Origin of the sequence: Cobetia sp. 4B (assembly GCF_018831605.1) — a bacterium.
Classification (GTDB): Bacteria; Pseudomonadota; Gammaproteobacteria; order Pseudomonadales; family Halomonadaceae; genus Cobetia; species Cobetia amphilecti.
In genome coordinates, this window is sequence record NZ_CP059843.1 from 1,991,885 (window position 1) to 2,001,082 (window position 9,198).

Below are 9,198 nucleotides of genomic sequence, written 5' to 3' on the forward strand. Positions count from 1 at the left end.
GCCATCTGGCGCGCTGCAATCTCTTGCAAAGCCTGTCACGAGTCACCACCTGACTGTCATCCAGTGGTAAAATCGTTTCATCTGCATGTCTTGAAAGCTTCATGACACGACAGGTAGGCAGGCGTGACAGCGCGTCGACCGCGATTCCTCCCCTCGGAGGCATTTCCGCGATGGTTCAGGACGGGCCATCGATCATCATTCAAGCAGGGCAGGAAGGCAGTCCATGTTTCTTGATCAGTTTCACCGGGTCGAAGATGGCCGCGTGCGGATCACCGCCGAGCAGGCAAGTCGTTTCGCCAAGCAGATGGCGGGGGATTACAACCCCATTCATGACCCGGACGCGCGACGCTTCTGTGTGCCCGGCGACCTGCTGTTCTCCCTGTTGCTGGCGAAATTCGGTCTGTCGCAGTGCATGACCATCCGTTTCTGCGGCATGGTCGGCAACGATGTGCCCTTGATCTTCGAAGCGCTGGACGCCCCCGACGAGAATGGCGTGTCCCTGCTGGTGCGCGATGAAGCCGGCAAGGTCTACCTGACGGTCGAGCGCAGCGGCGATACCACCCATGACGAGGAAGTGGTCGCCAATTTCACCCGCCAGTACATCGCCTTCTCCGGGCGCAACTTCCCGCACTTCCTGCAGCCGTTGATGCTGGAGAAGGGCGTGATGTTCAACCCGGCCCGCCCGCTGGTGATCTACGACAGCATGGGCTTTTGTTTCGAGCGCCTGGATATCGCCGACCTGCACCTCGACTTCGTGGGGTCCTCGCTCGAGGTCAACGGCAAGCGTGGTGATACCCTGCTCGAGTTCAGCATACATGATGGTGAGCAGTGCATCGGCAGTGGCTCCAAGAAGCTGGTCGTCAGTGGGCTGCGGGATTACTGCGCCGAGACCATGGATGCGTTCGTGGAGTCCTTCGAGGCGCTCAAGCGCGAAGCCGAAGCCTGAGATAGCCAGCCAGTCTGAGGCTTGTCGCCAGACGCCCCGCGCATGAATCGGCAGTCATGAAGACGCCCGCCAGAGAGTTCTCTGGCGGGCGTCTTGCCATCTGAATGTCACAACGCTTGTGAAGCATCGCTGGGTGTCGCCGGTTGTCATTGATCGCCAACTGGCTGGCTCACCGTGTGACCGTCTAACCGCGCTCAGCGCTTGATGCTGATCGGCGCCAGTGCATCGCCCTGGGGCGTGATGCGCCCGATGATGGCGCTGGCGTGATAGCCGGCGGCCTTGAGCGCGGCCAGACAGGGCTCGGCTTCCCCGGGCGGCACACTGGCCAGCAGGCCACCGGCGGTCTGCGGATCGAACAGCAGCGGATAACGCGGATGATCGATGACGCCGGCCTGGTCCTTCAGGGCACGCTTGAGGCGCAGATTGGCCGGTTGCAGCGAGCTGACCACGCCGCGGGCGACACAGTCCTCAGCGCCGTCGAGCACTGGCAGGGCATCGATCTCGAGCTCGGCATCCACGCCGCTGGCGCGGGTCATCTCGACCAGATGGCCGAGCAGACCGAAGCCGGTGACATCGGTGGAGGCGCTCGCCTGATGCGCGCGCAGAATATCCGCCGCGCGCTGACTGGATTGCTGCATGCTGTCCAGCGCGGCGTCGATCCAGCGGCCGCGGGCTTCCAGGCGTGCGTGCGCCGCCAACAGCGTGCCGGTGCCGATGGCCTTGGTGAGCAGCAGCACATCGCCCGGCTGCATGCCGCCCTTGCAGGTGACGCCGGCCAGACTCTCCTCCACCAGACCATTGAGCGCGAAGCCCAGCGCCAGCTCCTGACCTTCGCCGGTGTGGCCGCCGACCAGACTGCAGCCTGCCCCGTTGAGCACCTCGGTCGCGCCTTGCATCAGCTCGCGCACCAGCGGTTCGACCTTGCGCTCTACCCCCTGTGGCACCGTGGCCACCGCCGTCGCCGTGTGCGGCGTCGCGCCCATGGCGTAGAGATCGCCCAGCGCGTGATTGGCGGCGATGCGCCCGAACAGGTAGGGGTCATCGATGAAGGCGCGGAAGAAGTCGACGCTGTGCACCAGCGCCTGTCCTTCGGGCACGCGCACGATGGCGGCATCATCCGGGGCATGCAGCCCGACCAGCACGTCCGGGTTCTCGCGCGGGGCCAGACTCTGCAGCGCTCGCGACAGCACGCTGGCGCCGACCTTGGCCCCGCAGCCGCCGCAGCGCATCGCCAGTGCGGACAGGGCCTGATGCGCCTCCTGCTCATCCAGCTCGGCGGTCAGGCGCGGATGCAGCTTGCCATCGCTGCCCTTGAGCGCCTGCCAGGCAGCGCTGATACGCTGATGCACCCCAGCAAGGCCGCCGGTATTCGCGGCGTCCTGCATGCTGGGCAGTTCATTGAAGCGAGCCATGAACTGGCGATCGATATGGTCCTTCCAGCGCCACAGCCACGGGCGCAGACGCGGCGCGACCAGCCCCAGGTTGCCGCGTGAGGCGATGGCGTCGCGATCCCCGGTGCTGATCAGCGCCAGCCAGCGCGACTGCGGCACATGGTCCTTGAGTGGCTCGCCGCGCACGGCCCGTCGCAGATTGTCGGCCAGCGGCCGCGCCTGACGCACGGCAAACACACCGGCCTTCTCGCGGGGATGGTTGAGCTGATGCGCGATATCGCCCGCGGCGAAGATGGCGTCATCCTCAAGCGTCTGCAGGCTATCGCGCACCTTGAGGAAGCCATCCTCGTCCAGGCTCAGTCCGGTCTTCTCCAGCCAGCGCGCGCCACCGGCCCGTGTCACCCAGATGGCCTCATCGGCCTGGTGGCAGGCACCGCTAGCACTGATCAGCTGGCGCTGGGCGGTCGAGGATGCGCGTTCGACGGCCGTGATCTCCTCACCGAAATGCACCTGGATACCGCGCTCGTGCAGGGTAGTGGCAAGTGCCTCGCTGACCGTGTGCGCATGGGTGGGCAACAGGCGCTGTCCGCGGGTGATCAGCGCCAGGTTCGGCGCGAGCGCATCGGGCAACTCGGTGGCGAGGCGCTGCTGGATGGCCAGCAGCAGTTCGACCCCGCCGGCACCGCCGCCGACCAGCACGATATCGAGCGGACGCTCGGCGCTCCTGGCGCGCTCGAGCAGACTCAGCCAGCGCTGCTGGAAGGTGCTGATCGGCTTGACCGCCACCACAGGGGCGTCTGCGGCTTCAGGGTCACCGATACCGTCGATGTGGGACAGGCGAGGCGTGGAACCGATGTTGATCGACAGCAGGTCGTAGTCCACCGCTGGGCGCTCGGCGCAGATCACGCGGCGCTCGCGGCGGTCGATATCGATAACCTGATCGCGATAGAAGCGGGCACCGGCGAACTGACACAGCCGGCGCAGGTCGATATGCACATCATCGAACGTATAATGACCGGCGACGTAGCCCGGCAACATGCCGGAATAGGGCGTGTCGGTGTCGCGACAGATGACGGTCAGGCGGACACCGGGCTCTGGCTGCATGGCAAAGCGCATCAGCACGCCGACGTGGCTGTGCCCACCGCCGATCAGGACGATATCACGCACGATAGGCGCTTTGACTGGCATGGAGGCGGACGGCATCGTGAATCTCGATAGTCAGTAGAGTAGGGAAACAGGAGCAGGGTATGCAGAGCCAGGGCGCGCCAGATGAGACCGGCGACAGGATTCGCAAAAGCAGGAGTCTAGCAACTTGAACTTTCTCGGTCATGCACGCCTGAGTCTGGCGGGCAGCGATAACTTCCTGTTTGGCAACCTGATTGCCGATGGCGTGCGCGGCAGTGACCTGAGCGACTGGTCGCCGGAGGTAGAGGCGGGCATCCGCTTTCACCGCCGCTGCGACGCGGTGATCGACGCCCATCCCGAGACACGCTGGTTGTTGACTCAGGTGCCGCCTTCGTCGCGACGTGTCGCCGGCATCGCCTTCGACATGATGTGGGATCACCTGCTGGCCGCCGAGATGCATGATGACGATATCGAGCGCCTCTATCGCCTGCTGGCGCGTGAGGAGGTGCCGTCACGCCTGTCGAGCCTGATCGAATGGATTCAGGTGCGCGATGCGCTCAGGCGTTATCAGGAGCTGGAGTTCACGCTCGCGACCATTGCCAGCATCGGCGAGCGCATGACGGCCAGACGCCGCTTACTCCAGACAAGTGATACCCGCCAGACAAGTGATACTCGCAATGAAAGGCTTACGCACAAGGTAGGGAATCTGGATGCAGGCGCCAATCCGCTGGCGGACATGACGCCGTGGCTGGCGGATAACCGCGCGATGCTCGAGGACAGCTTCGCGCGGTTGTGGCCGGACATGCTGGCATTGCGCCAGCCGCCCGCTATCTGACGATCAGGCTTGCGCTCAGCGCAGCTCCAGGCGCGTGAAGGGCCTCAGCAGGTAGGAGAGCACGCTGCGCTCGCCGGTCTCGATGTCGACCGTGGCGACCATGCCCGGCTTGATCGGCAGCGTCTCGCCGTTGTGCTCAAGCGCCGCGGTGTCGCTGCTGACCAGCACGCGATAGTAGCTTTCCTCGCCGCGTGGCGTTTCCTCCTCCAGGGTGTCCGAGCTGATGCGCTCGACCTTGCCCTCAAGCGTGCCGTAGACCGCATAGTCGTAGGCGCTGATTCGGATCGTCGCCGGCATGCCCGGGGCGATGAAGGCGACATCCTGCGGGCGAATGCGCGTCTCGAACACCAGGGTGTCCTCCAGCGGGGTGATCTGCATGATCTCCTCGCCGGGCGGAATCACCCCACCGCGCGTGGTGATGGCGATGTTGTTGACCACCCCGCGCACCGGCGAGAGCAGCCGGGTACGGTCCAGCTGATCACGCCGCTGCACGCTGGTTTCCTCGAGGGCGGCCAGTTCGGACTTCTTGTCGGCAAGCTCGGCGTAGGCGTCCTGCAGATAGGTGTTGCGGATCTCGGCCTGACGACCGTTGAGCTCGGCGATCTCGCGATCCAGCTTGAGCATTTCCATCTCGCCCACGGCGCGACGCTTGACCAGCGGACGGATCACCGCGAGCTGACGCTGGGCCGCACTGATTTCCTTGCTGACCGCATTCAGGGCGCTGTCACGCTTCTTGCGCCGGGCCGTGAACAGCTCGCGCTCGGTGGCGGTCAGTGCCTCGTTGTCACGCACTTCCTCGGGGAACTCGATGCTCGACTTGTCCAGCACCTCAGCCTCCAGTCGCCCGATGGTGGCGCGCAGTGCCTGCGCCTGACTCAATGACTCCATGTAGGCCGAGCGGAAGCGGGTCTCGTCGATGGCGGCCAGCAGCTGACCGGCCTCGACGATCTCGCCTTCGCTGACCATCATCTCGTCGAGGATGCCGCCCTCGAGGCTCTGGATGGTCTGCTGGCGGGAGGAGGGGATGACCTTGGCTTCGCCACGCGCCACCTCATTGACCTCGGCCCAGCTGGCCCAGGCGATGAACAGTGCGATGACCAGGAAGCTGGCCCACAGCAGCGGACGCGACCAGTGGCTTTCCAGCTTCTGGTCCGGCGCGCCCAGCTCGCGTTTGAGGAGTTCGGGATCGAAACGCTGGCTCATGAGGCCTCCTGGCGCTGACGGGATGCGGAGGTGGCCGGTGTCTTGCCGGCCGTTTGTCTGGCCATGATCTGATCCAGCGGGCCATCCATGACGCGCTTGCCGTGGCGCAGCACCAGGGCGCGTTCGACCCAACCGAGCAGCGATTTGCGGTGTGTGGCCAGCACCAGGGTGCGGCCGGCAAGCCAGGGGCCGAGGGTCTTGATGACGTGTTGCTCGGTGGCCTGATCCAGCGAGGCGGTGGGCTCATCCAGCAGCACCACGACCGGGTCCTGCAGGACCAGGCGGGCAAGGCCGAGGCTCTGACGCTGGCCGCCGGACAGGCTGTGGCGATCATGCAGCATCATGTCCAGCCCCAGCGGGTGGCGGCGCACGAAGTCGCCCAGCCCGGTCATCTCGATGACCTCCAGCAGGCGCATGTCGCTGACATCCCGCCCGTCGATGCACAGGTTGTCACGCAGCGTACCGCTGAACAGGCTGATGTCCTGCGGCAGATAGCCGATGGCGCGCTGGCGGTCGGCAGGATCGATCTGACTCAGGGCGAGGTTGTCGAGGGTCAGCTCGCCACTGGTGGGCGTGAAGTAGCCGGCCAGCAGACGCAGCAGAGTACTCTTGCCGGCGCCGTTGCCCCCCAGCAAGGCGAGGTGCTCACCGGGCGCGATGCTCAGGCGGTCCAACGCCAGGGCTTCCGGGGCTTCCTCGTCGTAGCGCCAGTGCAGATTCTCGGCCTGGTAGTGACCGCGTGCCTGGGCGAGGCGCGCGAAGCGACGATCGCTGGGACGCTCGATATCGGTCTCCATCAGCGCATCCAACCCTTCCTTGGCGACCTTGACGTGCTGCCAGCGGCTCAGCAGCGCACTGATCTGCAGGGTCGGGCCGATGGCGCGCGACGAGAGAATCGAACAGGCGATCAGGGCACCGACACTCAACTCGCCAGCCATGATCAGGTAGACCCCGGCGATGATGACGCCGACATAGGCCAGCTGCTGCATGCCGGTACCCCAGCTGGTCAGCCAGGCGACGGCGTGGCGGAAGGTGACGCCGCGGTGCGTCTGCTCGGAGGTCAGGCGCTGCCACTGACGGCTGGCATGGCCCTCGGCGCGACAGGCCTTGAGGTTCTCGAGGTTGTCGAGAGTCTCGAGCAGCACGCCATTCTTGACCGCCGATTCGCGCATGCCTTCACGCGACAGCCGCGACAGCCACGGTTGCGCCAGCAGCACGGGAATCAGCATCAACACGATGGCCGCCACCGGCACCCAGACCACCGGGCCGCCCAACAGGGCGATCAGGCCCAGGAACAGCAGCGCGAAGGGTAGATCCCCACAGGCGCCGAGGGTCGAGGCGGTGAAGAACTCGCGAATGGCGTCGAAGTCACGAATCTGGCTGGCCATCGCCCCGGTCGAGCGCGGCTTGGCGGCCAGGCGCATCTGCACGGCGTGACGGAAGATGTGATCGTTGAGTTCGAGGTCGATCTTCTTGCCCGAGTTCTCGATCAACTGCGCCCGCAAGGCGCGCAACAAGGCTTCCAGCCCGATGGCGAGCATCACGCCGATGCCAAGCGCCCACAGCGTATCGACGGCACCGGTCGGCACCACCCGGTCATAGACCTGCATCGCGAACAGGGCCGTCGCCACGGCCAGCAGGGCGGCAAGCGAGGAGGACAGCGCGACCTCGGCGAAGACGCGCCAATGCGACTTGAGGCGTGAGGTCAGCCAGTGCCCCTTCTGGGTCTGGCTATAGCCTTCCGCGCGCTCTAGCGAGATCTCGCCATGCGCAAACAGCGCAATGCCGGCGTAGGCGGCAGCCAGCTCGGACTGTGACAGCCAGTAGACGCCACCGGACAGGGGATCGAGCAGCTTGTAGCCGGGGCCGCTGGGGGCGGTGTCCAAGTCATCGTCTGCCTGGGTGTTGCTCGACTCACTGCTCGATTCGCTGCTTGACTTGTCAGGCCACCGATGCGAGGCCTCATGGGACAGCAGCACGCGACTGCTGCCGTCTTCCAGCAGCACGACACAGGGCATCAGGCTGTCGGGAATCTCGCTGAGCGGCGCCTGACTCAGGCGCGCGGCGATGCCCTGGCGCGATAGGGCCTGCTCCAGATCCTGTGGCGCGAGCTGCCCCTTGGTCAGTGGCATGCCATGGCGCAGGCGTTCGAGGTCGATGCCGTGGCCCTGCAGGCGCAGCAACTGCCGAACGCTCTCCAGCAGCGGGTCGGGTCGGGAGGCCACCGGGGTATCGGCGGCAGACTGTTCGGAGCTCATTGGCTGACTCCCTGGCTGACAGGCTGACGGGAATGGGACAGGTGAGCACTCGTCATCTCAGTTGTCGCGGCAGTGGTGGATGGCGCGCGAAGGGGTGAGGTGACCAGTGGCAGGGCGCTCAGTTGGGTCGCGAGGTCATATTGATCGGTGAGCAGCTGGGTGTTGAGCTCGATCATCTGTCGACGCGCCGCGAAGATCTCGCTTTCGATGGTCAGCAGATCCTCGATATTGCGTGAGCCGGTGATGAACTGGTCCCGATAGCTGCTGCGCAGGCGCTCCCCGCTGCGTGCCTGCTGATCCAGCGCCTTGATGCGTGCTTCGACCGCTGGCTGACTGGCAGACAGTCGCTGGATCTGGCGGCGCAGCTCACGGGCGGTGGAGGCGGTCTCAAACTGGGCGGCGGTCAGGCGTGCGCGATTCGCTTCGGGCTGACGGAGGGGTGTCAGGCCCTGAAAGACCGGGGCCTCGATGCGCAGGCCGATACTGGAGTCGCTGACCATGTCATCGTTCGACTCATAACGTGAGCTTGTCGCCTCCAGTCGCAATTCCGGCCAGCGCTCGGCTTCGCTCAGGCTCAAGGCGTGGCGCGCGGCATTCTGCTGGCTGACATGACTACGATAGGCCGGCGCGTTGGTGATGGCGGCATCGGTAGTGGCAGGGTCGCGGGCCAGGTCCGCCACGATCGGCAGTGGCTTCGGGGCGCTCAAGGCCACGCCCCGGAAGGGGCGTCCACTGAGAATCTCGAGTTCCTGTCGGGCGGTATCGGCATCGCCCTGAAGGCGTGCCAGCCATTCACGCGCACTGGCAAGGTCGACGGCGGCGCGGTCCAGCTCGACCCGGTCACCATAGCCCGAGAAGGTGCGATCATTGGCCAGCGTCTCGAGGCTTTCGAGCTTCTCGATGTAATCACGTACGCGGCGCATCATGGCGCGGTTGGCCCCGAGATCGATATAGGCGGTGATCGCTTCCTGGGCGATTTCCATGCGGGTCTGATCCAGGGTGTCACGCTCGACATCCCGCTCGGCCTTGCGTTGTTCGACCTCGGCTTCCACCTGTTCCCAGTCATAGAGCATCTGGCTCAGCGTGATGCGATACCCGCCTTCCGTGAAATTGTCCTCGGTGCCGACGCTGCTTTCCAGACGTGGCCAGTAGCCATCCTCGGCAATCTCGATCTCCGTCCCTGCGGCACGCACATTGGCCCGGGCGGCCTCGATGCGAGGGTCATGCCTGAGCACATCGCTCAAAACTTCGGCGAGATCACGTGTCGTCTGAGCACTGGCCGGTAGCGAACTCGCCAGACCGGCTGAGACGACACAGACGGCGATGGAAAGCCTCTTCATTCGTATGTGCAGAGTTGTCGCCTGTCCGATGGCGGACGGACAACGAAATAGGGTGGGCATCATGTCACTCCTTGGCCCCAGGGTGATCCCTGAAGTTGCG

General features: G+C 65.3%; 6 protein-coding genes. 2 read left to right on the forward strand and 4 right to left on the reverse strand.

Going from position 1 to position 9,198, the window contains the following annotated elements:
• Window positions 1-223: 223 nt before the first annotated feature.
• Complete coding sequence (locus H2O77_RS08485) at window positions 224-946, forward strand: DUF3581 family protein (protein ID WP_054556084.1); 723 nt, start codon at window positions 224-226, stop codon at window positions 944-946.
• Window positions 947-1,140: 194 nt separating this feature from the next.
• On the opposite strand, the gene selD is transcribed toward H2O77_RS08485, so the two are convergent.
• Window positions 1,141-3,504 carry a selenide, water dikinase SelD gene (gene selD / locus H2O77_RS08490; RefSeq protein WP_215824378.1) on the reverse strand — a complete coding sequence of 788 codons (2,364 nt, stop codon included), beginning with the start codon at window positions 3,502-3,504 and terminating at the stop codon, window positions 1,141-1,143.
• Window positions 3,505-3,649: 145 nt separating this feature from the next.
• Here selD and H2O77_RS08495 point away from each other — a divergent pair, with 145 nt between their 5' ends.
• Window positions 3,650-4,297, forward strand: coding sequence for an ACP phosphodiesterase (locus H2O77_RS08495; protein WP_215824379.1), 648 nt, complete (start codon window positions 3,650-3,652; stop codon window positions 4,295-4,297).
• Window positions 4,298-4,312: 15 nt separating this feature from the next.
• Here H2O77_RS08495 and H2O77_RS08500 read toward each other — a convergent pair whose 3' ends face one another.
• The 3 genes from H2O77_RS08500 to H2O77_RS08510 are packed head-to-tail and all read right to left on the reverse strand — an operon-like array spanning window position 4,313 to window position 9,098.
• On the reverse strand, window positions 4,313-5,500 hold the full coding sequence (locus H2O77_RS08500; RefSeq protein WP_215824380.1) for an HlyD family efflux transporter periplasmic adaptor subunit: 1,188 nt from the start codon (window positions 5,498-5,500) through the stop codon (window positions 4,313-4,315).
• Window positions 5,497-7,758, reverse strand: coding sequence for a type I secretion system permease/ATPase (locus H2O77_RS08505; RefSeq protein ID WP_215824381.1), 2,262 nt, complete (start codon window positions 7,756-7,758; stop codon window positions 5,497-5,499). The genes H2O77_RS08500 and H2O77_RS08505 overlap by 4 nt, the downstream gene beginning before the upstream one ends.
• Entirely contained in the window at window positions 7,755-9,098 is a 1,344-nt protein-coding gene (locus H2O77_RS08510) for a TolC family protein (RefSeq protein WP_215824382.1), read from the reverse strand. Before H2O77_RS08510 ends, H2O77_RS08505 begins: the two co-directional genes overlap by 4 nt.
• Window positions 9,099-9,198 lie beyond the last annotated feature (100 nt).

Coding starts and splice junctions, on each gene's coding strand:
- H2O77_RS08485 (WP_054556084.1), top strand. CDS start 224: ATGTTTCTTGATCAGTTTCACCGGGTCGAAGATGGCCGCGTGCGGATC.
- H2O77_RS08500 (WP_215824380.1), bottom strand. CDS start 5,500: ATGAGCCAGCGTTTCGATCCCGAACTCCTCAAACGCGAGCTGGGCGCG.
- H2O77_RS08505 (WP_215824381.1), bottom strand. CDS start 7,758: ATGAGCTCCGAACAGTCTGCCGCCGATACCCCGGTGGCCTCCCGACCC.
- H2O77_RS08510 (WP_215824382.1), bottom strand. CDS start 9,098: ATGAAGAGGCTTTCCATCGCCGTCTGTGTCGTCTCAGCCGGTCTGGCG.